A 25,655-nucleotide genomic window follows, 5' to 3' on the forward strand; every position below is an offset into this window, starting at 1 on the left:
AAAACTTTACCTTTAGTTCAGAGCTTCCCCCCTAACATTTTTACTATATATAAATAAAATATAAAATTTTACTATAAACTATATACTAATATATTTTCTTACTATAAACAATATGTTATTAATTATAATAGGACCATGTAAGTATTTTTTAACTTACATGGTCCTATTATAAACTATTCTTTTTGGTCATAAACTGTCTTAAATTCATCTATAAATTTCATATACTGTTCTTGTTCAGATACTAAAGACAGAATTTTCTTATTGAAAGTATTTGTAGCCCAATTTACTTCATTATAATAATATCTATTTCCTAATCTCCAGAATCGTTGAGGGAAAAGCAAAAATGCATATAATACTCTATACTCTTCTCTACTCAAAGGATTAACTTCATTATAAGCATCAATAATTAAATTTGCACATTCTATATTCCAGTCTCTTCTCTTTAAAACTTTTATCATAAAATTAGATATGTCATATACTCTTACTTCTCTTTTACAATAATCAAAATCCAATATGTTCACATCATTGTTTTTATCAATAATTATATTGTGATAAGTATAATCATGATGACAAAAGCTCTTTTCTTCCTCTGTAGTTCTACACATATCCATATAATCTGAATCCTTTAAAACATTAAATGCTCTTCTGCCTAATTTTTTGTAAAATTCAACATTTTTTACATAGTTAAAGTCAAAGTCTCCCTTTCTATTTCTTTTTCTAGACATATCTCTCATTTTATCTAATGCTTTAACTCTCTTTTCCATTAAATGTGGCCATCTTCCTAAATCTGTTTTTAATTTACTATTTTCAGGTGGATCATATCCTTTAGAAGATATATGCATACATGCAAGTGCTTTAGAAGCCATTATAATATCATTGTCATCATGAAAATTACATTCCCTACCTTCGAGCCACTCTGATAGAGTATATATGTCTTCATTTACAAGCGCATATGGTTCTCCTTCCATATTCAAATTATACTTATCTACATATTTAAATCCATTGTTTATTAAATGTTCTTTAGCTGCATATACAAAATATAATTTTTGGATTCCATAATTAATTCTTTTTAGGCATTTCATTCCTTTGTTAGTTTTTAAAAAATATACTCCTTTGTTGGGCTTTATACTTTCAATTCTAATATCAAATTGTCTCTCAATTTCAAACTCCCTCATCATTTTTTTACCGCCTCCCCTTATAAATTTATATGAAAATATCAATATATTTAGAATATATTTTTTAACACATTACTAGTTAACACTTTTAATCAAGTAACAATATAATAAAATTATAATAAACTATCACTTTTTGAAGGGATGCAATATGAAAATAGGAATAGATTCTAGAGCCGCAAAATGGTATAGAGGAACAGGCATTGGAACTTACTCATACCAACTAATTAATTCACTAAATAAAATAGATTGTCAGAATAAATATTTACTTTTTATGCCCGAAAGCAACGTCTGCTCTATAAAATTCAACAAAAATTATACTATTAAAAACATTAGTCAAAATATGAGTGGAAACTTTTGGAATGAAGTTAATATCCCAAACATTCTTAAAACTAAAGATATTGACTTGTATCACGTTCCTCAAAATGGTATTGGTCTACCTAAAACTAAAACATGCCGTTTTATAATTACTCTACATGATATTATCCCTTATAAAATGCCAGAAACAGTTGGAGAAAACTATCTTAAAATATTCACTAAAGAAATCCCAAGAATAATTCCTATGTGTGATGGCATTATTACTGTTTCTCACTACTCAAAGCAAGATATTGTAAACTACTTTAATTTTCCACCAGAAAAGATATTTGTAACTCATCTAGCTAACGAAGATATTTATAAACCATTAGATAAAACTAAATGTAAAGAATTCATCAAAAAAACTTATCATATAGAAGATGATTATATTTTATATGTGGGTGGTTTTAGTCCCCGCAAAAATATTGTAGGTTTACTTGAAGCCTTTAGTAATCTTCTTTCTAAATTAAAAAACAGTAATCTTAAACTAGTTATAGCAGGTTCACAAGGTAAATCTTATAGTATATATAAAAAAAGAACAGAAACTTTAGGTATTGAAAATAGCGTTATCTTTCCTGGATTTATTCCTCTAGAACATATGCCGATTCTTTATAATGCCTCAAAGATTTTTGTCTACCCTTCTCTGTACGAAGGCTTTGGCTTGCCTCCAATTGAAGCTATGGCTTGCGGAGTACCAATAGTAGCTTCAAAACTTGCATCTATCCCAGAAGTAGTAGGCGATGCAGCTATGCTTATAAATCCTCATGATATTTTTCAATTAAGTGAAGCAATGTACCATATAATATCAAATAAAGATTTAGAGAATCAATTAATAAAGAAATCTTTATTTAGAAGTTCACAGTTCAGTTGGGTAAAAACAGCTGAAAAAACTTTACAAGCTTATGAAAATATTATGTTGCATTAAATATATAATATTATTAAATAAAAAATAAGTACCAAATTTTAAAATTTGAGTACTTATTTTTTATTTTATAAAATTAATATGAAACTATCTTATCAATTATTCCTCCACCAACCATATAATCTTTATTATAAAACACAATAGACTGTCCTTTGGTTATTGCTCTTTGCTTTTCCTCAAAAACAACTTTTACCATATCTTTTTCCATTGGATATATGACTGCCTTACAGGGTTTTGCGGAATATCTTATTTTAGCTTCTATCTCTAATGGTTCTTCTAAAACATCAAAAGGAATGAAGTTTATATCTTTTGCTATAAGCTTAGTATTAAAAATATTTTCTTCATTTCCAAGGACAACTTCATTTCTCCATGGTATTATATCTATTACAAACATAGGTTTTCCTAAAGCTATACCCAACCCTTTGCGTTGACCTATAGTATAGTAAACAATCCCCTTATGTCTTCCCAATATATTTCCTTCTTTATCAACAAAATTTCCCTCTTTTACTTTATCTCCAACTTGACTTTTTATATATTTACCATGATTATTGTCATATACGAAACAAATCTCTTGGCTATCTTTTTTGTTATGAACATTGAGCCCAATTTCTTTTGCAATTTCTCTAATTTTACTTTTACGATATTCTCCACAAGGCATCAAAGTGTGTGCTAATTGATATTGAGTTAAATTATATAAAGCATAAGTTTGATCCTTCGTATCATCTTCTGCTCTTTTAATTAAATATCTATCTCCATTGTTTTCAATTTTAGCATAGTGTCCAGTAGCTACATAATCTGCTCCTATAGCTTGAGCTTTCTTCAAAAAAGCATCAAATTTTATAAATTTATTGCAGGCAATGCATGGATTAGGAGTTCTTCCTTCCATATACTCATCAATAAAATAATCTATAACATCTCTTTTAAAAGCTTCTTTAAAATTCATAACATAGAAAGGAATATCAAGTTTATCTGCTACTCTTCTTGCATCATCTACTGCACTTAAAGAACAGCATCCACCTTTCCTTATCTCTGCCTCTTCATCACTTTGCCATATTTGCATAGTAACACCTATAACATCATAACCTTGTTTTTTTAAAAGATAAGCAGCAACAGAACTATCTACGCCTCCACTCATTCCTAAAACTACTTTTTTCTTCATATCTTTCACCTCAAAAACATACTTTATTTATCAACTAAAATTTCTTATTCTCTCTACTGCTTCAGTTAAAACTTTAATTAGATACTCTACCTCTTCCTCTGTGGTTCTTTCTCCCATAGAAAATCTTACAGAACTTTTTAACATTTCTTCTGGTACTTCTATAGCAGTTAAAACATGAGATGGTTCCACTGCTCCTGCTGAACATGCACTTCCACTAGATGCATATATCCCCATACTGTCTAAAGTTATAAATAAAGCTTCTCCATCTACATTTTTAAAACTTACATTCACATTACTTGGCAACCGTTCATCACCAATAGGACCATTCAATTTTGTATCAGGTATTTTTAACAATTGGTCTATAAGTTTATCTCTTAAATTATTTAATCTATCAACTTCAGTATTTAATTTCTTTATTGATAATTCTATGGCCTTTCCAAGTCCTACGATTCCTGCTACATTCTCTGTACCACTTCTTTTAGCTCTTTGCTGGCTTCCACCATGAATTAAATTGTGTATTTTTGTGCCTTTTTTTATGTAAAGAACCCCTACTCCCTTGGGACCATAAAATTTGTGTGCTGACATAGATAATAAATCTATATTCATAACCTGCACATCTACAGGAATATGTCCTGCTGCCTGCACTGCATCGGTATGAAATAACACTCCTCTTTCTCTACATATTTTTCCTATTTCTTTTATAGGCTGTATAGTTCCAATCTCATTATTAGCAAACATTATAGAAACTAAAATAGTTTTATCATTAATGGCTTTTTTTAACTCTTCTAAACTTACCATACCTTCTTTATCTACCTGTAAATAAGTAATTTCAAATCCCTGACTCTCTAAATATTCACAAGTATTCAATACGGCATCATGCTCTATTTTAGTAGTAATAATATGATTTCCTTTATCTCTATTGGCAAAAGCTATTCCTTTTATCGCCCAATTATCTGCTTCTGAACCTCCTGATGTAAAAAATATTTCATCCTCTAATGAATTTATGGCAACAGCAGTTTTTAATTTAGCATCACTTATAGCTTTTTGAGCTTTTCTTGCCATTCCATATATAGATGAAGGATTTGCAAACTCCTCTTTTAAATAAGGAAGCATTTCCTCTAAGACTTCATGTTTTATATAAGTTGTAGCAGCATAATCTACATATATCTTCTTTTTCATCTTATTTATAAAGGCTGCATTTTACTGCAGCCTTTTTTTCTCTCCTTTCTTTAATTGGTAACTTTCTATACTAAAGCTTAATAAGTTCAGTATTATCTATAGCTTCTTGTACTAGTTTGTCAATTTCCAAAACACTTTCTGATTTTCTTATGCTATCCAGTCTAGGTTTGGTTTTAGGATGTTTTGGAACAAAAATAGTACAGCAATCCTCATAGGGTAGAATTGAAGTCTCATAAGTTCCTATTTTCCTTGCTATATCCATTATGTCTTCTTTATCCATACTGATTAATGGTCTAAATACTGGTCTATCTGACACATCATCACTTACAACTAACCCTTCCATAGTTTGACTAGCAACCTGCCCTATACTTTCTCCAGTAGCTACAGAATGTATCTCTTTATTCCCGGCTATCTGACACGCTACTCTCATCATAAATCTTCTCATTATGATAGTTAATTCATCTTCTCTACATTTATTTATTATCTCCATTTGGATATCGGTAAAAGGAACTATATATAAATCTATAGTTCCAATATACCCTTTTAGTATCTTAGCAAGATCTTTTACTTTATCTTTTGCTCTTTCACTTGTATAAGGATGACTGTGATAATAAACACAATTTAACTCTACTCCTCTTCTAGCCATCATATATCCAGCTACAGGAGAATCTATCCCTCCTGATAACATGAGTAAAGTCTTTCCATTAGTTTTATAAGGCATTCCACCTACTGCTTTTACTTTTTTCGAATAAATATATGCTTTTCCTCTTATTTCAACATTTATAACACATTGAGGATTTTTAACATCTACTGTTATACCTTCAATATTCTTTAAAATATAAGCTCCTACGTCTCTACTTATCTCCATAGACTTCATATCAAAAGATTTATTAGCTCTCTTAGTTTCAACCTTAAAAGTTCTTACATTACTTTCTTTCATTTCAATTAACGCTTGCTCTTTTATTTTATCTAAATCTGCTTCTACTTCTGTTACTAAACATATTTCTGATATTCCAAAAACTTTTTTTACTCTTTCTATAATCTCTTCAACTTTATTTGAATATAAAAACCATCTACCTTGATCCTTAACAAATTCATAATCTATATCTGAAAGTGCACTTTTTATATTATCTTGCAACTTTTTTTCAAATTTATTTTTATTTAATCCTTTTAAAAATATTTCTGAAGCATATTTTATAAGAATCAATTTTCTCATTTTTTTATTCTCCTTAAAAAATTTAATGCTTGCTTCAAGTTTTCTATTACATAATCCACTTCTTCTTTAGAATTTTCATAATTAAAACTGAACCTTATCGTTCCTTCAATTTCTTCTGAACTTAACCCTATACTTTTTAATGTAGTACTTTCTTTATACTGTCTTGATGAACAGGCAGACCCTGTTGATACATATATGCCTTTATCTTCAAGCATATGAAGTAACACTTCTCCTCTAATACCTTTAAATGATACACTTAAAATATAAGGTGAAAAATCATCACCTTCACTATTTATTTTTATTTTATCCAATTCCTTAAGTTTACTAATAAAATAATCTTTTATCTCTTTTACTTTATTAAAATGTTCTTCTAATCCTTTATTAATTCTTTCTGCTGCATAAGAAAATCCAGCAATAGCCGCTAAATTCTCTGTACCTGCCCTTAAATTTCTTTCTTGAGAGCCACCATATATTAAAGGCTTAGGATTAAGCCCTTTTTTTACGTAGGCAATCCCAACTCCATTAGGACCATGTATTTTATGACCACTAGCAGATAATAAATCTATATTAGCTCTTTTAACATCTATTTTTAGCTTTCCATAACTTTGTACTGCATCCACATGAAATTTTGCTCTAGTACTTTTTTCTTTTATTATTTTTTCAATAGTCTCTATATCTTGTATAGTTCCAATCTCATTATTTACACACATAATACTTACTAATACAGTATCTTTATTTATATTATTAGCTAATTCTTCTAAATTTATTTTACCTTTATCATTTGTATCTAAATAAGTTACCTTAACTCCTTCTTTTTCAAGTTGAGTAAATGTATTTAAAACACTTGGATGCTCTATTTTAGAAGTTATTATATGAACTCCTGACTTTACAAATCCTCTAATTAAAAAATTATTACTTTCACTTCCTCCTGAAGTAAAAATTATTTCCTCTTTACTGCAGTTCAACGTATTAGCTACTATTTCCCTGCATTCATTTATCTTTTTTTCACCTTTCAAACCTTGAATATGGGAGGAAGAAGGATTTCCGTAATAATTTCTCATAGTCTCCGCCATAATATCTATAACTTCATCATAAGGTTTTGTAGTAGCACTATTATCCATATATACTTCAAGTTTATCTTTCACTTAAACCACTCCTTCCTACCACATTTATTATTCCCTTTTATTCTTCAAATAAATCAGTTGATAAATATCTTGATCCTGTATCAGGCAACAATACAACTATATTCTTATCTTTATTTTCTTCTTTCTTTGCAATTTCCTTTGCTGCATAAAGTGCTGCACCAGAAGAAATTCCAACTAAAAGACCTTCTACTTTAGCTATTTCTCTAGCTACTTCATAAGAATCATCATTACTCACTTTAACTATTTCATCTATTATATTAGTATCTAAAACACCGGGTATAAATCCTGCACCTATTCCTTGAATTTTATGCGGACCTGCTTTTTCTCCAGATAATACAGCTGACGTTTCTGGCTCAATAGCTACAATTTTTATATTTGGGTTCTTCTTTTTTAATCCTCTTCCAACCCCTGTTATAGTTCCACCAGTCCCTACTCCTGCAACAAAAATATCTACTTTCCCATCTGTATCTCTCCAAATTTCTTCTGCAGTTGTCTTCTCATGAGCATCTGCATTTGCAGAATTTTCAAATTGCTGAGGGATAAATGAATTTTCTATTTCTTTATTTAATTCTTCAGCCTTTTCAATTGCTCCTTTCATACCTTCAGCAGCAGGTGTCAAAACTAGTTCTGCACCATATACTTTTAACATCTTTCTTCTCTCTACACTCATGGATTCTGGCATTGTTATTAATAATTTATATCCTTTTACTGCAGCTGCTAAAGCTAAGCCAACTCCAGTATTACCACTTGTAGGCTCTATGATTACAGTATCTTTGTTTATTATTCCCTTTTTTTCAGCTTCTTCTAACATTGCAAATCCTACTCTATCTTTAACACTACCTGCTGGATTAAAGTATTCTACTTTTGCAATTAAATTTGCATTTAATCCATTATTCTTCTTATAATTACCCAACTCCACTAAAGGAGTATTTCCTATTAATTCAGTTAAATTTTTTGCTATTCTCATTTTTAATTCCCCCTTAAAATTATATTTATATAATTCCTATCGTTTTAATAGGAATTATAGTTAAAAAAATTATAAGAATTATATGTAATACATATATCCTTCTGAAATAGATTTATTATACTCAAAAACTAAATCCTCTAAAGTAATACAATCTACTATTTTATCAATACTTTCATTTATTCTATTCCATACATTATTTTTTATACATTCTTCTATTTTATCATTTACCATATCTTCTGAAGTTACTATATGCAAATTTCCTTCAAGCGCTCTTAATATATTTCCTACTGATATTTGGTGCATACCTTTTGAAATTACATATCCTCCTTGAGGCCCTTTTATGCTATTTACTAATGCATTTTTCTTTAAAGCCGAAAATATTTGCTCAAGGTATCTTTCAGATAGATTTTGTCTTTCCGCTATACTCTTTAAAGTAATAGGTTCTTCCCCACTAGCATGTACAGCAAGGTCTATCATGGCCCTTAATCCATATCTTCCTTTAGTGGAAATCTTCATACTAAGCCTCCTTATCCTACAATTCCTACTGATTTACTATGATTATAATTCTATAACTCTCTTTTGTCAACTGTATATCTATATTATATCCACATCAGCTTCTTTTAATATATTGCAGATATCATCATTAGGTTGCTCATCTGAAATTACAGCATTTATATCATATATATCAGCAAATTTATATGTACCATCGAAATAGAATTTTTTACTTTCCATAACTAAATATACCTTTTTACCAGAATTAATAATTGCTTTTTTAGTATTACCATCTTCTACGTCAAAAGTTGTAATACTTCTATCAAAAATATTCACTCCACAACTTCCAACAAAAGCTTTATCCACTTTATACTTAGCTATACTTTCTATAGCCGCAGAACCTACAAATCCTTCTAACTCTTTACTAAATATTCCTCCAATCCCTATTACCTTTACATTATTATTTGAAAAACATTTAATAATATCTATCATATTTGTCACAATAGTAATATTTTTATTGCTCTTTGAAATTAGTTCTGCTAATAATATATTTGTAGTTGATATATCAAGAAAAATAGTTTCCCTGTCTTCTATAAGATCAAAAGCCTTCTGTGCTATTTTTTTCTTAGCTTCTATGTGTACATTCTTTCTATTAGCTATATCATTATAGTGAGCTGTCTTTCTTGTGAGTACTGCTCCTCCATAAGTTCTCTTTAATATCCCCTGCTTTTCTAAACTCTTTAAATCCTTTCTAATACAATCCTCTGAAACATTAAACTTACTACTTAACTCTTTTACAACTACCTTACCTTCTTTATTTAAAAAATTTATAATCTGCTCTATTCTTTCATGTGCAAACAAAAATATCTCCACCTCATCTCAAAATTATATGTTAAATTTTAATTTTTAAAATTCAACATATATAATATATCATAAAATTAATAACTTAATCTGCCATTCCTAATTGTTCATTTAAGATAAATTTTTGAATAATATGAGCAACTCCATTTTCTTCATTGGTATAAGTAACATAATCAGCAATTTCTTTAATTTCAGTAAATGCATTACCCATGGCAACTCCTAAACCAGCATATTCAATCATATGTTTATCATTTCCAGAATCACCAATACAGATTATTTCCTCTTGTTTTATACCAAGCTCCTCAGCCATTCTTTTTACACCTGTTCCCTTATTACAATTCTTGTTTAATACTTCCAATGTATAAGGTGATGTTTTAAGTATTGTGAAATTCTCCAAAAGTTCTATAGGTAAATTGGATACATCTTCAAATAAATCTTTATCAAATTTTTGATTAGCGTTTATGTGAATATCCTTCAAACAAATACTTGGGAAGAATGTGCTCAATTGTTCAGCTATACTTAAATCTTCATTAATTAAAGTAATTTTATTTATTACAGTTTCTTCATCTAATGAATTAAAATCAGCAATTTTTAAAGGAAGATTATTTGCTACAGAATCAAAATGACTAAAAATACTGTGGGACGGTACTAATATACCATCATTAGAATATATGTTTAAAGTTATATTAAGCTCTTCTGCCAAATTAAATGTGAACTTAAATTCATCATGGCTTATATTATTACACTCAATTATTTCTTTCTTAGTGTTATTTAGTATCAATGCACCACTGCATGTAACAGAATAATTATCCTCACTTATCAAATCTAATTCTTTTAAATATTCTTCAATTCCTCCTATTGCACGCCCTGTAGTTAATACTACCTTAACTCCAAGTTCCTTAGCTTTTTGAATCGCTTCAATATTCTCCTTAGAAATTTTTTGATTGTTATCTAAAAGTGTACCATCCATATCTAATGCTAATAATTTATACATAATAATTTCCTCCTATGGTAAAGAACTTACTTTTATTACTTTAATGTATCATATTAATTCTAATAATACTATTTCTTATTGTATCTCATTGTCGTGAAAATTTTAAGTTTTTTAAAAATTAGTACATTTACATATTGAATTATTCTTATTTTAATTATACAATAAGAATAAGTAATAAACAATAATATAAAATAATACAAAACAATAAAGGAGGGATATAAATGATTACTGACAGAATAAGAAAACTAAAAAATCAACTTTTTGAAAACAAACGAGAAGTTTCCCTTGAAAGAGCTTTATTATATACAGAAAGTTATAAAACTACTGATGGTGAACCAAATATTATAAGACGAGCTAGAGCTACTGCATATATATTGCAAAATGTAAAAATATCTATAAGAACTGGTGAACTTATTGCTGGAAATAGAACTATAAAACCAAGAAGTGGTATTATTTCGCCTGAAATGGATCCATATTGGATATATAATGAACTAGATACCATTGAAACTAGACCACAAGACCCATTTTATATATCTGAAGAAGATAAAAAATTATACCGAGAAGAACTTTATCCTTATTGGAAAGGAAAATCTCTTAAGGATTTTATAAATAGCAAGTTAACAGATGAAGTAAAAGAGCCAATTTCATCAAAAATTTTTAAATTAAACCAAACAGATAAAGGGCAAGGCCATATTATAATGCAATTTGATAGAATACTAAAAAAAGGTCTTTCAAAAATAATTGCTGAAGTAGAAAACTTATCCCAGAAAGATATTACTAATAATTTCTATAAAGCTTCATTCCTTGTACTTAAAGCCTCACAAAAACACATTCTTAGATATGCTCATCTAGCTAAAGAAATGGCTGATAAAGAACAAGATAAAGTAAGAAAAAATGAACTTTTAGAAATATCAAGAATATCAAAAAAGATTTCAAGCGAAAAACCTGATAGTTTTCATGAAGCTTGCCAATTGCTTTGGTATATAAGTGTTATAGCTCAGTATGAATCAAATGCTAGTTCTTTATCCCTAGGACGTTTTGATAAGTATATGTATCCGTTCTACAAACATGATATAGACAATGGTGTATCTCATGAAAAACTTAGAGAAGTTTTAGAATGCTTATGGCTAAAAGCAAATGACGTAGTATTAATTAGAAGTGCAAATAGCGCTAAATATTTTGCTGGCTTCCCTACTGGGTATACTATAACATTAGGAGGTTTTACAGATAATGGTCGTTCTTCAGTTAATGAATTATCTTATCTTGTACTTGATACCTATCAAGATATTCGCCTTCCTCAACCTAATATAGGGGTTAGACTTAATGAACTAATAGAACGCCCGTTCTTAAATAAAACTGTAGAAACAATAAGACTTGGTACTGGAGTTCCTCAAATATTTAATGATGAAGTAGTAGTCCCTGGATTTTTAAATAGAGGAGTTTCTCTTGAAGATGCTAGAGATTATTCTGTTGTTGGATGTGTTGAACTTTCACTTCCTGGTAAAACATATGGTCTTCATGACATAGCTTTATTCAATTTATTAAAACTCATGGAAATAACCTTAAAAGAAAATCAACACCATGAAAATATTAATTTTAGTTTAATAATAGAAAAAATAAAAGAAAATATAGATAAATATGTATCACTAATGATAGATGGTTCTAACATTGTTGATATTGGGCATAAAGAGTTTGCACCTGTACCATTCCTTTCTTGCTTTATTGATGACTGCTTAGAAAATGGTAAAGGTATAACAAGCGGTGGAGCTAGATATAACTTTTCAGGAGTACAAGGCATTGGAATTGCTAACTTGAGTGATTCACTATATGCCCTAAAAAAAATAGTTTTTGAAGAAAAAAGAATAACTTTTTCTGAACTTATAAATGCCTTAGATAATAATTTTGAAGGAAAAGAATACGAAAAATTAAGAGTAAGATTGATAAACAAATATGATAAATATGGTAATGATAATGATGAAGTAGATAATATAGGCTCTGATATTCTTAGATATTACGCAAAAGCTGTTGAAAAATATATAAATGCTAGACATGGAATTTTTACCCCTGGAGCTTATACTGTTTCTGCTCATATACCTCTTGGTGAAGCTGTAGGTGCTACTGCTGATGGTAGAAAAAATGGTGATCAATTAGCCGATGGCGGCTTATCACCTATGGTTGGTAAAGATATGTTAGGTCCTACTGCTGTTTTGAAAAGTGTTAGTAAACTTGATAATTACTTAACTACTAACGGCAGCTTACTAAATGTAAAATTTAGTCCTAAAGCCCTTGAAGGTATTGAAGGAATAAATAAAATGGCTAACTATCTTTTAGCCTTTATGAAACTTAAAATACAGCATATTCAATTTAATGTAGTTTCTGTTGAAACCTTAAGAGATGCTCAAAAGCATCCTGAAAATTATAAAGGATTAGTAGTCAGAGTAGCTGGATATAGTGCTTTCTTTGTTGAATTAAGTAAAGAAATTCAAGATGACATAATAGCAAGAACAGAACACAATTTATAGGATGTGATAAAATGAATGGCTTAATTTTTAATATACAAAGATATTCTATACATGATGGTGGAGGTATTAGAACAATTGTATTTTTCAAAGGCTGTCCTCTCCATTGCCCTTGGTGCAGTAATCCCGAATCTCAAAGTTTTGAAATAGAAAAAGTAAAAATTAAAAATAAATGTATTCACTGCAGCGAATGTTCTAATAGTATTGAAGAATGTCCTTCTGGTGCTATTACTGAATTTGGAAGATTTATGAGTGTAGAAGAAATCATTAAAGAAGTAGTAAAGGATTCTATATTTTATACCACATCTGGTGGTGGTGTTACTCTATCTGGTGGTGAAGTTTTATCTCAACCCTCTTTTGCTCTTGAACTATTAAAATCTTTAAAAGAATTAGGCATTAATACAGCCTTAGAAACTTGCGGGCAAGGTAATACGAAAGGTATAAAAGCATTAGCTAATTACTTAGATTTAATTTTATTTGACCTGAAAATAATGGATGAAACTAAAAGTGAAGAAATATTAGGTGCACATATGCATCTTATAAAAAATAATTTAAAGACTTTAGTTTCTATGGGAAAAAAAGTTATACCAAGAGTTCCCTTAATACCAAACTATACCCTTGACAATAATAATATAAATCAAATTATTAATTTTGTTAATGAATTAGGTTTAGACGAAATTCATATCTTACCCTTTCATCAATATGGAAGTAATAAATATGAATTTTTAGATAAACAATATCTTCTTAAGGATGTATCGCCCGCTTCCAATGAAGAAGTAGAAAAAATAAAAACACTCATGGAACAACAAGGACTTAAAGTTATAATTGGTGGGTTATAAAAATACTAACCAGAGGTGATTATATGAAAAAAATTAATTTTGCCATAATAGGATTTGGTGGAATCGCTAAAACTCATGCTCTTGCAGCAAATATTGCTAACTTAAAATTCAATTTACCATACAGCTTGAATTTAACTCATATAGTTACTAGAAGACCTATTAATCTTAATTTACTAGGCGTAGAAAATGTACAAAATGTAGAAGAAGTTTTAAAGAATCCAGATATATCTTTTGTAGATATATGTACTCCGAATTCTTCACATTTTAAAATATTAAATAAGGTTGTAGAATACAATAAACCAGTATATTGTGAAAAACCCCTTTCATCTAAATACGAAAATTCTCTAGAAATGACTAGACTTGTTAGTGAGAAAAATCTTATTAATTCTGTAGCTCTTATATACAGATTCATGCCAGCCATAAGAATGATAAAAAATGAAATAGAAAATAAGACTATAGGAGATATTATCGATTTTAAAATTAAGCTATATCATAAAAGCTATTTAAATCCAAATAAAAGTAAAACATGGCGAACTAGGAAAGAGGCTGGTGGCGGAGCTTTACTAGATTTAGGTGTACATCTTTTAGATATAATAAATTTTACTTTAGGTAATATTGAAAAAGCTGATATTCACAAAAGTATTTTCTTTAAAGAAAGAACAGAAGTTGATGAAATAGCTGATGTTAGACTTTCTCTTGAAAATGGTATAAATGGTAGTCTTGAGGTATCAAGAATATTTGCCGAAAGAGAAGATCTAACAACTTATATTATTTATGGAACTAACGGCAGCATTAAAATGAGTTCTGCTTCTCCTTATACTATAGAAATATATAACTATACTACTAATTGCACACAAATAAAATCAGCAACACTAGGTAGTGACATACTAAAGTATTATCCCAATGAAAGAGATTCTCTTGGATTTTTCCAAGATTGTCATACAGCCTCATTAATTGATTTTACAAACAAAGTGTATGATAAAAACACTGATAGTATTGGAGCTGAATTTATAGATTCAATAAATAGTGAAAAATGGATAAAATAAATTAAAAGAAGGTAATAAGTATGAAAAAAATACTATTAACAGGTGGAAACGGATTTTTCTGTTCAAGATTTGTAAAAGAATATAAAGATAAGTATGAAATTCTTTCTTTAGATAAACAACAGTTAGATGTAACAAATGAGTTGAAAGTAATGTCAACTATAAAAGAATTCAATCCTGATTATGTTATTCATGCAGCTGCTATTGCAGTAACAGACTTTTGCAACGAACATCCTAAATTAGCTCATGATATAAATGTAAAAGGTTCCGTTTATGTAGCAAAAGCTTGTAAAGAAGTTGGTGCTAAACTAGTATTTATAAGTTCAGAACAAGTATTTAACGGAAACAGCGAAAGTGGTCCTTATACCGAAGAAGATACTCCCATTCCTGACACTGTATATGGACAGAATAAACTTGAAGCTGAAGGATTACTAAAAGAAATATTAGATGAATTATGGATATTAAGATTCACTTGGTTATTTGGTTTTCCTGAAAGAAACCTCAACATAAATTCTAATATACTGTGGAATACAATATCTTCTATGCTAAAGGATGAAAAAGTAAAAGCTCCTGTCAACGAATACAGAGGAATGACCTATGTTCAAGAAGTTCTAGAAAACTTTGAGAACGTATTCTCTATGCCTTATGGAACTTATCACATTGGGAGTAAAAATAATTTAAGCCGTTACGATATAGTAAAACTTATTTTAACTAAAATGGGACAAGAGCATAGATTAGATAAACTTCTTCAAAAAGATACTGAAAAATATAAAGAACATCCAAGAGATATTCGTCTTAATACTGAAAAAGCTACAAAAGCTGGATTAAAATTTTCTAATACAGAAGATGCTATAAAAAAATGTATAAGAGATTATAATCTCAACTTTCAATAAAAATTATAATATTAATCTAAATAAAACAAAGAAAGGATGATAAATATGTTATATATATTAGATACTGCAAACTTAGACGCTATTAAAAAGGCTTATGATTTATACCCAATGAGTGGAGTTACTACAAATCCAACAATCATATCAAAAGAAAACAGAAGTTTTCTATCTATTCTAAAAAACATTAGAGAAATAGTTGGCGAAGATTCTATGCTTCACGTTCAAGCAGTAAGCACAACTGCCGAAGGTATGGTAAAAGAAGCAGAATACTTAACTGAAACTATTGGTGGTAACTTATATATCAAAATTCCTGTTATACCTGAAGGAATAAAAGCAATGAAAATTCTTAAGAAGAAAGGAATAAAAATAACAGCTACAGCAATTTTCACAGCACAACAAGCTCTTATGGCAGCAGTTGCAGGAGCAGATTTTGTAGCACCTTATGTTAACAGAATAGATAACATAAGTGGTAATGGTATTAGAGTAGTAGAAGAAATTGTTCAATTATTTGAACTGCATAATATAGATGCTAAAGTATTAGCAGCTTCCTTCAAAAATGTTCAACAAGTACATGAAGTTTCACTTACAGGAGCTGAATCAGTAACTGTAAATCCTGAAATAATGGATAAAATGCTTGAACATCCTTTAACTGATTGGAGTGTAGACCAATTTATTAAAGATTGGGAAAATGTATATGGAGAAGGTAAAATAACTCTTGATGTAGAATAGAAAAAGTGCGACATAAATTTCCTATAATTTATGTCGCCTTTTCTTATTTATTTCCTTTTTTTATCTTTTGGATTTAAAGAATGTGGTCTTTCTTTAGATATATTTATAGAACTTAACATAAAATTTTTTAAATCTTTGAAATTGAATGGAGCAACAGGAGCACCATAAGCATCCCCCAAGCTTGTCGTAGAAATCACATTCACTACAATAAGAGTATACCCTATAACAAAACCGAAAAGTCCAAAAATTCCAGTTAAACAAATCATCATAAATTTTAAAATTCTTATTGGATTCATTATAGTGTGATCAGAAACTCCAAAGGAACATATAGTGGATAAACCAACTATTATTACCATAAGAGGACTTACAATTCCTGCCGCTACTGCTGCTTGACCTATTACTAAAGTTCCTACAATACCAAAAGCAGGTCCTATATGGGTTGGAAGTCTTATGCTTGCTTCTCTTAATATTTCCGATGTAAATTCCATAGAAACTGCTTCTAACACTGAATTTATAGGTACAGCTGATCTAGCTGATGCTAATGCAATAGTATATCCTGTTGGAAGAATATCACTATGGAATCCAACAACAACAACATATAAAGAAGATAGTGTTAGACTTATAGCAAGTGATACAGCTCTAATAATTTTTGCCAATATTGCACTATGCAAATCATCATAATGATCATCACCAGAATCTAAAAAATCTACAATTAATTTAGGTACAGATAAAGCAAGATTTCCACCCTCAACTATTAAAATTATTTTTCCCTCCAATATATCCGCACAAGCCATATCAGATCTTTCAACAATTCCAGCTTGAGGAAATAAATCAAAATCATTGTTTAATAAATATTTCTGAATATATCCTGATTCAAAAATTCCATCTATGCTTATATTATTTATTCTCTCTTTAGTTTCAGAAACATATCTTGGATTTGCTATATCCTTTATATAAATTACTGCTACTTTGGTTCTAGTTCTTTTTCCAACTGTTAAGCTATCTATCCTAAGATTAGGATCTTTTATTCTATACCGTATTAATGAAATATTAGTATCTAAGTTTTCTGTAAAAGAATCCATTGGTCCTTTTAAAGTAAATGCTATTTCAGGTTTTTCTGGATTTCTTTTTTGAATCTTAACTGTATTAGCTACAATGTATTTTTCATCACTGTTTATTAATATAATAGATTTTCCCTCTAAAATATATTCTATTATCTTATTTTCATCATAATCTATGGATAAATCATCTATATAAATTATAGAATCAACTATTTTATCAATACTGAGTTTTTGCTCATCTCTATACTGTAATATAGGTTTAATAATACTTTCAGATATCATTTGCCTATCACTAATCTGCCCAATATAAAGTATATATACCTCTGTATTACAAACACTCAATTTTCTTATAGTTATTCCCATATTGCCTTGCTGTATTTCCAATATTTTATTTAAGAATTTGCTTTCTTTGCTGCTATTCACCTTCAAATACCCCCTTAGCCTTTGAATCAGTAGTTCCTAAGTTATTTATTTTAGTATCTACCTTGACATTAATCTGAGCTAATGGATATTCCTTAATCCAATCTATTTTCTTGTAAATTTTAGGATTTTGAGCTCGGAAATATTTTGCAAAATTCATTATATCAATCTTAAATTCATCTTGAGATCTCTTTATTGCAATTTCTATCTCATTCTTAATATCATCACTTATCGCTTGTTCTAATTCAAATTTCACTTTATCAGTAATTGGTGGCTTTACATAGTATTGAAACTTTATCTTTGAACTAGCCTTCAAATTAACATCTATAATTATTTTTCCATCTTTATAATCTGTCTTTATGGATTTCTTCGCCTTTGTATCAAAATAAAGTAAATCTTTCTCATCCTCTGGATGAGAAACTACATTTATAGCCTTAGGATGTTCTGCTAAAATATAAGATAACCCTCTAAAAGCCTTATCATCCGCATCTAGCATTCCAATCATTTTTGAATCTTTCATAACCGCAGCTCCAGCATAATGTAGAACTCCCTCTTTCACCTCAATATAGGGCAAAACATATCCTATTTTTTTCATTGCTATATCTGAAAGAATATCTCCTGTACTTTTAGATATATCATATCCAACTTTATCTACATTCTCTACTATATTATTTACCATAAAAGCTGCTGTTACATCATTATTAGGTTTTACACTTAATATCTTATCTGTTTTTTGTTTACTTACTACAACAAGAGTTGTTTTTCTATAGCCTTGTATTTTTTTTATTCTGTTTATATAATCTTCTATACCTTTTTCTGCAGCATCCTTATCAAAAATTATTACTCTTACTGTCCCTAAAAAAACAGGAAAAGCATTTCTATGTTCAAGCTCTCTTCTTGCCTCTGCATAAGTTTTACCTTCTGCCAAAGTTAACTTTGTTAGTTCTTTTTGACCTACAGCCTCCTTTTGAAGTACTCTAATTTGTGCAGTTTCGATAACAAAACGATACTTTTTATCTGTATAATCTAATCCCACTGCTAAAAGAATATTTTTTTTATTAATATCACGATAATCCCAACATCCTGTAAAGTTTACAAGCAAAATAAATATTCCAATTATACTAAATAACTTTTTTATCATATTTTTTCACCTTTGCTGTAATAAATAATATTAACGGTATAATTACTCCTGTAAATATTGACATATATCCACTATACATAAAAAATTTCTGTTTACTCTCAAAAGTTGTTGGTATTAATGCTAAAATATCTGCTAATATAATTACAATAAAACAAAGACGTTTAAATTCTACTTTCTTAAATATTTTACTTAAAAGATATACTGCCCCATAAATATATATGCAAGTTTTTGCAATCAAAGCCATAAACCATATGCTTATAAAAATACCGTCAATCCTCTCAAAAAATTCAAGATATGGGACATTTACTCTCCTGACCGCCACAAATAATGCATCCTTGTAGTATACAATATCATCTACCCCTAATATTGCTATGCAAGCTTCAAAAGCCAATATAAATAAAAGTCCACCCATTAATATCCCACTGATTGTATATTTGAATATTTGTGAATTATTCTTCTCAAAAGGAATAATCGTTAATAATTGAATGCCTATATATGGTACAACTTTTTCTAATCCCTTTATATATGCAATACTCTCTTCACTTCCCATTAAAGGCTGAAGATTAATCATTTTACCTTCATTAAGCATAATTATATACATAAAGAACATGGATATAACAATAATAAAACCATAAAATTCAAATAATCTTCCAATTATTCTTAACCCTTTAGAAGTAGTATAGTAAACTACTATAAACAACGTGATTACCATTGCCCATACAGGCGTTTTAGCTAATATTTCTAATCTCAAAAATTCACAACCCATTTGTGGGAGCATTGCACCAATGAGAAAAAAATATACTATATATATAATCACAAAAATATTTGTAAAACTCTTTCCAACAATTTCATTACTATATTGATCCAGTGTCTTCCCCCTAAAACTCCAGCCAAGATAGGTAATTATATAGGTAAAAAAAATAGATATGCCTATACCTAATAATATTGTAATCCACCCACCAGTGCCAACAACTTCTGCTACCTCTTTTGCTAATTCCATAGAGTCATGTACAGTTATACTTATTACTAATATAAAAAATATTTGTATATTAGTCAGATACTCTTTCATATATACTCTGCTCCTATTTATTTTAATTTTATGGTTTGTTAAAACTTAATGCTTTATTCAACTTTTCAGAATATTGCGAAGCAACATTCAGTGACCTATAACCAGCCAAAATGAAAAATAAAAAGATTATTAGAGAAGTTAAATTAAGTAAAAAAGAAGTATAAAAAAGAGCAAGAATATAGAAAATCTCTATGTTCTTACTCTTCTTTTATTTTAATTTAGGTTTTGCGTTAGCAAAACTTCCTTCACTGGTTACTGGTATCTAGCTACTGGTTACTAGAATAATGTTGCGTCGCAACATTATTCTAGTCTTCCTCTTTAATTTCCACCTCTATTTTCCTAAACATTTCTTGAACCTGTTCTAAAGTACAGGCCTTTGTACCTTCTAAGGTAACTGCAGCAGTACCACATGAGGCAGCAAATTTTAAAGCTTCACTAGGTTCATAGTTATTTAATTTACTATAAACCAAACCTGCTACCATAGAATCTCCAGCACCTACTGTACTTTTCACATCTACCTTTACTCCTTTTGAATGATAAATATTTTCACCCGTTATAAATAATGCTCCTTTTTCTCCAAGTGAAATTAGTATATTTGCTATCCCTTTACTTTGCAGTAGTTTTGCAGCTTTTATTAATTCCTTCTCTGAGTCAGATTCTAAATTTAAAAGTCTAACAAGTTCATGATTATTAGGTTTTATTACGTCTGGTTTTTCTTTGATTCCTTCTTTTAATAACTCTCCATCAGCATCTAAAATAACAAAAGCTCCTTTTTCTTTAGCTATTTTTGTAAGCTGTGCATATATGTCCTTAGGTACCGATGGGCTTACCCCTCCTGCTAAAACCACTATATCATCCTTATTACACATATTCCCAAATTCATCCAAGAACATCTTTAACTCATTTTCACTTATTTCAGGTCCAGCTTCATTTATATCTGTATAAACTTTCTTTGTAGTATCAACAATTTTTGTATTTGTTCTACTATTTTCTTTTATATGAATAAATCTTGTATCTATTCCTCTAGAATTTAACTCCTCTATAAAAGTTTTCTCCAAAATTCCTCCTAAAAATCCTGTACAAGTTGAATTCACATTAAAGTTCTTTAATACTTTTGATACATTTATTCCTTTTCCACCTATATCATATCTTAAATTAGATACTCTATTTACTATTCCTAACGTAAAATTATCTATAGCTAAAGTCTTATCCATAGCTGGATTTAACGTCACAGTAATTATCATATTTTTTTTCTGCAGCAAAATACTTCTGCAGATTCCTCCTTTCTGCGTGTTACTAACTATATAAAATAATAGCTGCTGACATAATGCCAACAGCTATTATTTTTTATATTAGACTTTATTTTTGTTTGCTTTCAAGATGTGCTACTATTTTATCTATAAGCTTGTCTGAGTTCTTTACCACATCACTAATTCCTACATTTACAATAAGTTTTCCTTTAAATCTTTCTTTACCCTTTATTCCTATATCTTTTGTTAAAATTACTGCATCAGCATCTTTTACATCATTCATTGTAATTTCATTTTCAATTCCAATTGAACCTTGAGTTTCTACTTTGATTTCTATTCCTCTTGCTTTTGCAGCATTTTCTATTGCTTCTGCTGCCATATAAGTGTGTGCTACGCCTGATGGGCATGCTGTAACTGCTAAAAATTTCATGTCTACTTCCTCCTCAAATTAGAATAGTTAATATCTTCCCTATAAATTATACTCTATTCAAAGCTTATATCCAATTCATCACTATCATCGTCAGTACTTTCACTACCTGTATTTTGTTGTTCTGATACTGGTTTTTTAAGAACATTTACCATAATTGCTGTAACCGCAACACCTACTAAAGTGGCAACCATATAACCAATTTTGCCTGTAGCAACTGGTAATACTATCCATCCACCCCAAGGTGCAGGATTTCCAGCTCCCATTATCATTGCTGTAACAGCTCCTGCTGCTGAACCAACTATTATTGAAGGTATAACTCTTATTGGGTCAGCTGCTGCAAATGGTATAGCTCCTTCTGTAATACCTATCATTCCCATTAATATACCAGCTTTTCCTGCTTCTTTTTCTTCTTCTGTATATTTCTTTGGTGCAAGTAATGTTGCAACTCCCATTCCAATTGGAGGTGTACATATAGCAACACCTATAGCCGCCATTATTTTAAGAGCCATTGGACTTGCCATACCTGTAGCAGGATCTATTGTACCTACCATAGCAGCTCCAAATCCATAAGCAACCTTATTTATTGGACCACCCATATCAAATGCTATCATACCACCTAATACTATTCCTAATACTATTAAGTTACCAGTTCCTAATCCTTCTAACCAAGCTTTCATTCCTGCCATTATTCCAGCAATCGGTGCTCCAACTACCCAAACTACTAATCCACCAACTATAAAAGTACCAACTAGTGGAATAACAAATATAGGCATAACAGAACGCATTATTGATGGAACTTTTATTTTCTTTAAGTAATAAACAACTATACCTGCTAATAATCCTGCAACTATTCCACCAAGGAATCCAGCTCCTATTTGATTTGCTAAATATCCACCTATTGCTCCTGGTGCTATACCAGGTCTATCTGCCATTGAAAATGCAATAAATCCAGCAAGTATTGGAACCATTAATCCTAAACCTGCTGCTCCAATATTAAATAAATCTAATAATTTTGTTCCTTCTGCTGGTACCGCTGCTGAACCTGATAATAATACTGATAAAGCTAATAATACCCCACCTGCAACGACAAACGGTATCATGTAAGAAACGCCCGTCATTAGATGTTTACGAGTGTCTTTTAATAATTCTCCCATTAAAATTCCTCCTTTAATTATTTTTAGTATGAATGCTTATATTAAAAATGAAACTTTGAAACCATTTTAAAAAAACGATTACATCGGTTGTAATATTATACTTCTAACAGCTCTAAGATTTCTTCAACCTGCTGAGCTTCCTTAAGATTGTTTCTAAATTCTTCTCTCATAATCTTTCTTGATAATTGAGCAAGAATTTGAAGATGAGTATTACCTGCTTCTGCCTCAGGTACTGCAATTAAAAATACATATTTTGCTTTTTCCTCTTCACTCCATTGAACTTCATCTTTCAATCTGGCAAAAGCTAACGCTGCCGTTTTAACTGAGTCACATTTTCCATGTGGGATAGATACTTCAAATCCTACAGAAGTTGGAAACTGTTCTTCTCTTCTCTTTACTTGTGCTACATATCCTTCAAAATCTATAAGTCTTTCTTGTTTTTCAATTACTCTTGAAAGCTTTTCAATTACATCATCTTTTGTTTTGGCCTCTAAATCAAGCACTATCATTTCCTTATTAATTAAATTATTCATTGTCATTACCTCCATTTAGAAAAATATTTATTATTTCTAATTTGTCATTAGTTTTCTTTATCTTATCTATTAACAGTTCATTATCTAAAACAGAGTATAAATTCTTAAAAAACGCTCTAGTAGTAGATATATCTTTAAATTTAATAGCTAAAATTATAATTATATTTATTTCTTGATTATTTCTTATAATAGGATTTTCAAGTTTTATAATGCAAACCTTAGATTCTTCTACATATTCTGGTTTAGAGTGAGGTATAGCAATACCTTTTCCTATAACAGTTGATGCTTTTTTCTCTCTTTCCAAAACATTTCTGCAAAATCCTTCTTTTACATATCCTTTATCCATCATTAATTGTCCATAATATTGGATAATTTCATCAAACTCTCTCTTTTCATTCTCTATAAAACATAATTCTTGATTAATTATTTTTTTAGTATTTAACTCTTTATCATTTACTTCTTCATTTTCTTTTATCTTTTTTTCACAAGCTGAGATTTGTATATTTTTTATACTGCTTCTTATCTTTAAAATATCAACCTCATCAACTAAAGTACTTATATACGCAATTTTAGGATTATTTTTTGCAATAGGTATTGTACTTACAATTAAGTCAGCTTCATTTATTAACTCTTCACTCAAGCGACTCAAGGGGATTATTGTAACTATTTCAAGTTCATTTATTTTCTTCCTAAGTCTTCCAGCAACTAGTTGAGAAGTACCTATTCCACTTGAACATACAATTACTGTTTTTATTTTATTACTTACTCTTTCAACAGCTACTGCTATATGAAGAGCAATATACCCTACTTCATCTTCAGTTATGGAAACTCCCATCTTTTTTTCAAATATACTACTACATGCCCATGCAGCTCCAAAAATACTGGTATACTCTCTTTTGATTCTTTCTAACATAGGATTTCTTAATTTAAGTCCATATTTAAGTCTAGCCATAGTAGGTCTTAAATGAAGAACTAAACCTGTAAACAATAATTTATCATTAGATAAATCAACTCTTAATATTTCACTTACAAGCCTTATTATTTCCTCTGCTATTTTCATGTAATTTTCATTCTGTGACTCAAGCAATGCATCATAATCCTTGATTGGTATATCTTCTTGAATCCTAGCTCCCAGCATATGAAGTGAAATATATCCTACTTCACTTTCTGGAAATTTCATACCAAACTCTTCACTAATCTTTTCAATTACCCATTCAGCTACTTTAAATTCATATTCTTTTATTAATGTATCAAACATTTCTTTTCCCATAGTTATTTCATTTTTATTCTTTACTCTTTCTATGGTAATTGCTATATGAGTAATTAAATTTATAAAAGCTTGATCTGTAAAATAATATCCCAATTTATCTTCTGCTTGCTGTACAATGTATTGTATTTTATATAAATTAGTTCTAGGAAATAGATGCTTAAGCTTTTTATAATTAACAAAATCAATACGGTAATCTAATTTTTCAACTTCATCTTCTCCTATAGACTTAGAATTCTGTTCTTCCTTTATTTCATAAAATAAATCCATCATAGCTCTTCTATAAGTCTTCTCATTACCTTCAATCCAAAGCCCTTGATTCTGCTTACGTTTTAAACTAAGTCCATGATTTTCTATCCATTTTTGAACATATACTAAATCATTTACTATAGTACTTTTACTACAATATAAATCTTCTGCTAAAAGTTGAATGGTATAAGTGTACCTATTTTTAAATAGTGTTTTTAAAATATATTCACGCCTATATCGTGGTGAATAATCTATTTTTTTATCTTTATCATTATTTAATTTTCTTTTTAATTCAGCCCGTTCTTGTTCCGTGATTTTTAAATATACACCTACATTGGGCTTTTTGATAAATTGAATTCCATTTTCAACCCACTTTTTTTCCATTTCTTTTAAATAATTTCTAATAGTTTTTGTTGACACTGAAACATATTGTGCTATTTTTGATACAGTAATTGGTTCTTTACTCTCTAACAAAATCAATTCAATTTGATTCTTAATCCTTTCTTTGTTAGGCATTATTATCACTTCCAATATTGGTTTAATTCTAGAATCATTTTTTGTTTTCTCTTGTTATGCTTTTATGATATCATTCCCCTTTTA

At 29.3% G+C, this 25,655-nt stretch carries 23 protein-coding genes; 6 read left to right on the forward strand and 17 right to left on the reverse strand.

What is annotated here, in order from left to right:
- Positions 1 to 173 precede the first annotated feature (173 nt).
- On the reverse strand, positions 174 to 1,178 hold the full coding sequence (locus tag OXH55_RS04405; RefSeq protein WP_268048250.1) for a CotS family spore coat protein: 1,005 nt from the start codon (positions 1,176 to 1,178) through the stop codon (positions 174 to 176).
- Between the two features lie 145 nt (positions 1,179 to 1,323).
- Between OXH55_RS04405 and OXH55_RS04410 the strand changes: the two genes are divergently transcribed.
- The gene (locus OXH55_RS04410; RefSeq protein ID WP_268048251.1) at positions 1,324 to 2,451 is read left to right on the forward strand and encodes a glycosyltransferase family 4 protein; all 1,128 of its coding nucleotides are present in this window, start codon (positions 1,324 to 1,326) and stop codon (positions 2,449 to 2,451) included.
- Between the two features lie 73 nt (positions 2,452 to 2,524).
- Here OXH55_RS04410 and mnmA read toward each other — a convergent pair whose 3' ends face one another.
- From mnmA to OXH55_RS04450, 8 genes are all read right to left on the reverse strand, one after another.
- Positions 2,525 to 3,607: a tRNA 2-thiouridine(34) synthase MnmA gene (mnmA, locus tag OXH55_RS04415; RefSeq protein WP_268048253.1), complete on the reverse strand. Its 1,083-nt coding sequence runs from the start codon at positions 3,605 to 3,607 to the stop codon at positions 2,525 to 2,527.
- A 30-nt stretch (positions 3,608 to 3,637) separates the two neighbouring features.
- Positions 3,638 to 4,786 (reverse strand): cysteine desulfurase NifS, encoded by a 1,149-nt coding sequence (gene nifS / locus OXH55_RS04420; RefSeq protein ID WP_268048255.1) that lies wholly within the window; start codon positions 4,784 to 4,786, stop codon positions 3,638 to 3,640.
- A gap of 70 nt (positions 4,787 to 4,856) precedes the next feature.
- Entirely contained in the window at positions 4,857 to 6,002 is a 1,146-nt protein-coding gene (gene thiI / locus OXH55_RS04425) for a tRNA uracil 4-sulfurtransferase ThiI (RefSeq protein WP_268048257.1), read from the reverse strand.
- The gene (locus OXH55_RS04430; RefSeq protein ID WP_268049020.1) at positions 5,999 to 7,123 is read right to left on the reverse strand and encodes a cysteine desulfurase family protein; all 1,125 of its coding nucleotides are present in this window, start codon (positions 7,121 to 7,123) and stop codon (positions 5,999 to 6,001) included. The genes thiI and OXH55_RS04430 overlap by 4 nt, the downstream gene beginning before the upstream one ends.
- A 61-nt stretch (positions 7,124 to 7,184) precedes the next feature.
- Positions 7,185 to 8,114, reverse strand: coding sequence for a cysteine synthase A (gene cysK / locus OXH55_RS04435; RefSeq protein ID WP_268048259.1), 930 nt, complete (start codon positions 8,112 to 8,114; stop codon positions 7,185 to 7,187).
- 78 nt (positions 8,115 to 8,192) lie between these two features.
- The gene (locus OXH55_RS04440) at positions 8,193 to 8,630 is read right to left on the reverse strand and encodes an RrF2 family transcriptional regulator (RefSeq protein WP_268048261.1); all 438 of its coding nucleotides are present in this window, start codon (positions 8,628 to 8,630) and stop codon (positions 8,193 to 8,195) included.
- Positions 8,631 to 8,708: 78 nt separating this feature from the next.
- On the reverse strand, positions 8,709 to 9,467 hold the full coding sequence (locus OXH55_RS04445) for a DeoR/GlpR family DNA-binding transcription regulator (RefSeq protein WP_268048263.1): 759 nt from the start codon (positions 9,465 to 9,467) through the stop codon (positions 8,709 to 8,711).
- An 85-nt stretch (positions 9,468 to 9,552) separates the two neighbouring features.
- Complete coding sequence (locus OXH55_RS04450; protein ID WP_268048265.1) at positions 9,553 to 10,461, reverse strand: Cof-type HAD-IIB family hydrolase; 909 nt, start codon at positions 10,459 to 10,461, stop codon at positions 9,553 to 9,555.
- A 221-nt stretch (positions 10,462 to 10,682) separates the two neighbouring features.
- Here OXH55_RS04450 and OXH55_RS04455 point away from each other — a divergent pair, with 221 nt between their 5' ends.
- The 5 genes from OXH55_RS04455 to fsa are packed head-to-tail and all read left to right on the forward strand — an operon-like array spanning position 10,683 to position 16,481.
- Positions 10,683 to 12,983, forward strand: coding sequence for a formate C-acetyltransferase (locus tag OXH55_RS04455; protein ID WP_268048266.1), 2,301 nt, complete (start codon positions 10,683 to 10,685; stop codon positions 12,981 to 12,983).
- 11 nt (positions 12,984 to 12,994) lie between these two features.
- Positions 12,995 to 13,819 (forward strand): [formate-C-acetyltransferase]-activating enzyme, encoded by an 825-nt coding sequence (locus OXH55_RS04460; RefSeq protein WP_268048267.1) that lies wholly within the window; start codon positions 12,995 to 12,997, stop codon positions 13,817 to 13,819.
- A gap of 23 nt (positions 13,820 to 13,842) precedes the next feature.
- Positions 13,843 to 14,865, forward strand: coding sequence for a Gfo/Idh/MocA family protein (locus OXH55_RS04465; RefSeq protein WP_268048268.1), 1,023 nt, complete (start codon positions 13,843 to 13,845; stop codon positions 14,863 to 14,865).
- A 20-nt stretch (positions 14,866 to 14,885) separates the two neighbouring features.
- Positions 14,886 to 15,755, forward strand: coding sequence for an SDR family oxidoreductase (locus OXH55_RS04470; protein ID WP_268048269.1), 870 nt, complete (start codon positions 14,886 to 14,888; stop codon positions 15,753 to 15,755).
- A gap of 45 nt (positions 15,756 to 15,800) precedes the next feature.
- Positions 15,801 to 16,481, forward strand: coding sequence for a fructose-6-phosphate aldolase (gene fsa, locus OXH55_RS04475; RefSeq protein ID WP_268048270.1), 681 nt, complete (start codon positions 15,801 to 15,803; stop codon positions 16,479 to 16,481).
- A gap of 47 nt (positions 16,482 to 16,528) precedes the next feature.
- Here the strand turns inward: fsa and OXH55_RS04480 are convergent, their stop codons facing one another.
- The 8 genes from OXH55_RS04480 to OXH55_RS04515 all read right to left on the reverse strand — a co-directional run bounded on the left by OXH55_RS04480 (position 16,529) and on the right by OXH55_RS04515 (position 25,571).
- Complete coding sequence (locus OXH55_RS04480; protein ID WP_268048271.1) at positions 16,529 to 17,965, reverse strand: spore germination protein; 1,437 nt, start codon at positions 17,963 to 17,965, stop codon at positions 16,529 to 16,531.
- Complete coding sequence (locus OXH55_RS04485; protein WP_268048272.1) at positions 17,958 to 19,103, reverse strand: Ger(x)C family spore germination protein; 1,146 nt, start codon at positions 19,101 to 19,103, stop codon at positions 17,958 to 17,960. Before OXH55_RS04485 ends, OXH55_RS04480 begins: the two co-directional genes overlap by 8 nt.
- On the reverse strand, positions 19,084 to 20,172 hold the full coding sequence (locus OXH55_RS04490) for a GerAB/ArcD/ProY family transporter (RefSeq protein ID WP_268048274.1): 1,089 nt from the start codon (positions 20,170 to 20,172) through the stop codon (positions 19,084 to 19,086). Before OXH55_RS04490 ends, OXH55_RS04485 begins: the two co-directional genes overlap by 20 nt.
- Before the next feature lie 305 nt (positions 20,173 to 20,477).
- Positions 20,478 to 21,416: a 1-phosphofructokinase gene (pfkB, locus tag OXH55_RS04495; RefSeq protein ID WP_268048276.1), complete on the reverse strand. Its 939-nt coding sequence runs from the start codon at positions 21,414 to 21,416 to the stop codon at positions 20,478 to 20,480.
- A gap of 115 nt (positions 21,417 to 21,531) precedes the next feature.
- A complete protein-coding gene (locus tag OXH55_RS04500; RefSeq protein ID WP_268048278.1) occupies positions 21,532 to 21,852 on the reverse strand; it encodes a PTS fructose-like transporter subunit IIB in 321 nt (106 codons plus the stop codon).
- Between the two features lie 53 nt (positions 21,853 to 21,905).
- Positions 21,906 to 23,006, reverse strand: coding sequence for a PTS fructose transporter subunit EIIC (locus OXH55_RS04505; protein ID WP_268048280.1), 1,101 nt, complete (start codon positions 23,004 to 23,006; stop codon positions 21,906 to 21,908).
- A gap of 95 nt (positions 23,007 to 23,101) precedes the next feature.
- Positions 23,102 to 23,539: a PTS sugar transporter subunit IIA gene (locus OXH55_RS04510; protein ID WP_268048281.1), complete on the reverse strand. Its 438-nt coding sequence runs from the start codon at positions 23,537 to 23,539 to the stop codon at positions 23,102 to 23,104.
- Positions 23,532 to 25,571 (reverse strand): BglG family transcription antiterminator, encoded by a 2,040-nt coding sequence (locus OXH55_RS04515; RefSeq protein ID WP_268048283.1) that lies wholly within the window; start codon positions 25,569 to 25,571, stop codon positions 23,532 to 23,534. Before OXH55_RS04515 ends, OXH55_RS04510 begins: the two co-directional genes overlap by 8 nt.
- Positions 25,572 to 25,655: the final 84 nt, after the last annotated feature.

Origin of the sequence: Clostridium ganghwense (genome assembly GCF_026735165.1) — a bacterium.
Classification (GTDB): domain Bacteria; phylum Bacillota; class Clostridia; order Clostridiales; family Clostridiaceae; genus Clostridium_H; species Clostridium_H ganghwense.

Coding starts and splice junctions, on each gene's coding strand:
- OXH55_RS04405 (WP_268048250.1), bottom strand. CDS start 1,178: ATGATGAGGGAGTTTGAAATTGAGAGACAATTTGATATTAGAATTGAA.
- OXH55_RS04410 (WP_268048251.1), top strand. CDS start 1,324: ATGAAAATAGGAATAGATTCTAGAGCCGCAAAATGGTATAGAGGAACA.
- mnmA (WP_268048253.1), bottom strand. CDS start 3,607: ATGAAGAAAAAAGTAGTTTTAGGAATGAGTGGAGGCGTAGATAGTTCT.
- nifS (WP_268048255.1), bottom strand. CDS start 4,786: ATGAAAAAGAAGATATATGTAGATTATGCTGCTACAACTTATATAAAA.
- thiI (WP_268048257.1), bottom strand. CDS start 6,002: ATGAGAAAATTGATTCTTATAAAATATGCTTCAGAAATATTTTTAAAA.
- OXH55_RS04430 (WP_268049020.1), bottom strand. CDS start 7,123: ATGGATAATAGTGCTACTACAAAACCTTATGATGAAGTTATAGATATT.
- cysK (WP_268048259.1), bottom strand. CDS start 8,114: ATGAGAATAGCAAAAAATTTAACTGAATTAATAGGAAATACTCCTTTA.
- OXH55_RS04440 (WP_268048261.1), bottom strand. CDS start 8,630: ATGAAGATTTCCACTAAAGGAAGATATGGATTAAGGGCCATGATAGAC.
- OXH55_RS04450 (WP_268048265.1), bottom strand. CDS start 10,461: ATGTATAAATTATTAGCATTAGATATGGATGGTACACTTTTAGATAAC.
- OXH55_RS04455 (WP_268048266.1), top strand. CDS start 10,683: ATGATTACTGACAGAATAAGAAAACTAAAAAATCAACTTTTTGAAAAC.
- OXH55_RS04460 (WP_268048267.1), top strand. CDS start 12,995: ATGAATGGCTTAATTTTTAATATACAAAGATATTCTATACATGATGGT.
- OXH55_RS04465 (WP_268048268.1), top strand. CDS start 13,843: ATGAAAAAAATTAATTTTGCCATAATAGGATTTGGTGGAATCGCTAAA.
- OXH55_RS04470 (WP_268048269.1), top strand. CDS start 14,886: ATGAAAAAAATACTATTAACAGGTGGAAACGGATTTTTCTGTTCAAGA.
- fsa (WP_268048270.1), top strand. CDS start 15,801: ATGTTATATATATTAGATACTGCAAACTTAGACGCTATTAAAAAGGCT.
- OXH55_RS04485 (WP_268048272.1), bottom strand. CDS start 19,103: ATGATAAAAAAGTTATTTAGTATAATTGGAATATTTATTTTGCTTGTA.
- OXH55_RS04490 (WP_268048274.1), bottom strand. CDS start 20,172: ATGAAAGAGTATCTGACTAATATACAAATATTTTTTATATTAGTAATA.
- pfkB (WP_268048276.1), bottom strand. CDS start 21,416: ATGATAATTACTGTGACGTTAAATCCAGCTATGGATAAGACTTTAGCT.
- OXH55_RS04500 (WP_268048278.1), bottom strand. CDS start 21,852: ATGAAATTTTTAGCAGTTACAGCATGCCCATCAGGCGTAGCACACACT.
- OXH55_RS04505 (WP_268048280.1), bottom strand. CDS start 23,006: ATGGGAGAATTATTAAAAGACACTCGTAAACATCTAATGACGGGCGTT.
- OXH55_RS04510 (WP_268048281.1), bottom strand. CDS start 23,539: ATGAATAATTTAATTAATAAGGAAATGATAGTGCTTGATTTAGAGGCC.
- OXH55_RS04515 (WP_268048283.1), bottom strand. CDS start 25,571: ATGCCTAACAAAGAAAGGATTAAGAATCAAATTGAATTGATTTTGTTA.